Below are 2,049 nucleotides of genomic sequence, written 5' to 3' on the forward strand. Positions count from 1 at the left end.
TTTTTCTTTCATACTCAAAAATTAATTCTCTTAATCTTAAAAAATAATATGATGCTGTTGTTTTATTAACACCTATTAAAACAGAAGCTGTTCGGGCTGTAGTTCCTGCAATAAAATGTTCTATTAATTTCAATTGTTTTTCTCGGCTTAATTTACTTCGTTTCATACTTAAATTTTAACAAATTTTAGTTATCTAGGACAGCCCCAAAGAATATTAAATTAATTTATTAATTTGACTTTTAAAATTGTGGGATTATCATTAAAATTAAATATTATTTTTCTTATTTTCGCTATAAATATATATGAGATACCTATATATAGTACAACATTATATGTATTAAAAAATTTCAATATTTTGCTTAAAGCCTTTACTATGGAAAAAATCTCTATACAAGTTTCACAATTTTCATCTATATAATGAACATGATGATAGGAATGATAAAATATATAAAATACAGGAAAAATATATAGACGAAATAAAAATAGTTAGTATTATAATTAATCTCATATAGTATACATTATAATTTATAATAAATAATTGTCAATTATTAAATAAATGTTTTATAATCACATCTCTATATATAATATAGGTCTACTTATACTTATACCATAAACCATAGGCAATTCTATTAAAAAAGAATCTTTCAAATCATAAACATTTATATCTTTTACTTCATCATAAGAAGAAAGATAGCATGAACTTATTCTAGGAATATAATCTTTTGAAATGATAAGCTTCATTTTCATAGAACTCAAAATAGATGAATATTCACTGTAATCATCTTTAATATCATAATAATCATAAGCATTAAAAATGAATTTATTTCCATCTTTTATAGGTACTAATGAACTATAATCTTCTGTTAAATCATCTAATTTTATTACTCCATTTATATAAATCCCTATTTCATTTTCATTATTTATTTTCTTAAATTTAAAATTTCTAGGATAGTTATTTCTAGCTTCATCTTCCATTTCTCTAAGAATATCATCATAATAATAATCTGGAATAGTATTTTCATTACCTTCAGAAGAAGCAGCTAATTCTACCAAAGATTTTGACATTGTAACTATAGCGACCACTGTTATATTTTTATTACCATCTACTGTAACATACTGAGTATAATCTAAACAGCCTATAAAAAATAAAGATAAAAATAAAGAGATAAGAATTTTTTTCATAAACAATATCCTTAAAATTCAGTTAACATATTTTACAATAGAAAAAATAAATAACAACATAAATTTATAAAAACATTATATGATATCTATATATATTAATACTTATAAATCATTGTATAAAATAAACTGAGTATTTTATCATTATAATTAGTAAATAAAATATTAAATATTTTATTAAAAATAAATTTTATATTATATAAATACGCTGGGATACACTTTTTTCCCATTATTATTTTTTATGTTTTTATCTGCATTATTTTCTATCAAAAGAGATATAACTTTTCTCCATATCAATATTTCTATAATTATTATTTCCTTTATATGAAATCTTATGAATGGCAGTATCTCAATCATTATTTTGTAAATTAATATTTATTCCGTTTTTTATGAGTATTTCAAAAATATCATATTCTTCTGTTCCTATATTATAGCTAGAAAGTATATAGTGAAGTATACCATTTCCATCATTATCTTGTACTCCAAGATTCATAAGTGTTTCAATAGAAAAAGGCTATGATGATATATTAGCTTTAGAGAAATAATAAAAAATAAAAAAATGTTAAATTAAGTGATTCGAGCAAGTAGACCCTTTACCTATTATATAGCAATAATAAAGTGAGAAAAATCCACATCGATAAGTCATATCAAGTGTCTTATAAGTTTTTTCGGGCATAATAAATAAAAAATTAAACAGCTCGTAACTTTAATTCTCAGTCGTTTTTTTATTAACAATAATAATAAACTTGTTTCAAAAGTACTTGATATATACTAAAAATTTTTTATATTTTGTAAATGTACTATCAACTTTTTCCCATCGTATGCCATAGGTGGGACCAAAAAGTGCAAGTGTAAAATGAGTACCAAATA

2 protein-coding genes and 1 pseudogene are annotated in these 2,049 nt (G+C 21.8%); all 3 read right to left on the reverse strand.

What is annotated here, in order from left to right; genetic code table 11:
• A pseudogene (locus Q1J76_RS01375) lies at positions 1-166 on the reverse strand (IS1595 family transposase); the annotation flags it as partial.
• 401 nt (positions 167-567) lie between these two features.
• A complete protein-coding gene (locus Q1J76_RS01380) occupies positions 568-1,182 on the reverse strand; it encodes a hypothetical protein (RefSeq protein WP_300377821.1) in 615 nt (204 codons plus the stop codon).
• Positions 1,183-1,528: 346 nt separating this feature from the next.
• Complete coding sequence (locus tag Q1J76_RS01385) at positions 1,529-1,672, reverse strand: hypothetical protein (protein WP_300377824.1); 144 nt, start codon at positions 1,670-1,672, stop codon at positions 1,529-1,531.
• Positions 1,673-2,049 lie beyond the last annotated feature (377 nt).

It is taken from the genome of Brachyspira sp., from assembly GCF_029258575.1.
Lineage (GTDB): Bacteria > Spirochaetota > Brachyspiria > Brachyspirales > Brachyspiraceae > Brachyspira.

What these genes read in the sequence shown, in the direction of transcription:
- Q1J76_RS01380 (WP_300377821.1), bottom strand. Translation starts at nt 1,182, where the DNA reads ATGAAAAAAATTCTTATCTCTTTATTTTTATCTTTATTTTTTATAGGC.
- Q1J76_RS01385 (WP_300377824.1), bottom strand. Translation starts at nt 1,672, where the DNA reads ATGAATCTTGGAGTACAAGATAATGATGGAAATGGTATACTTCACTAT.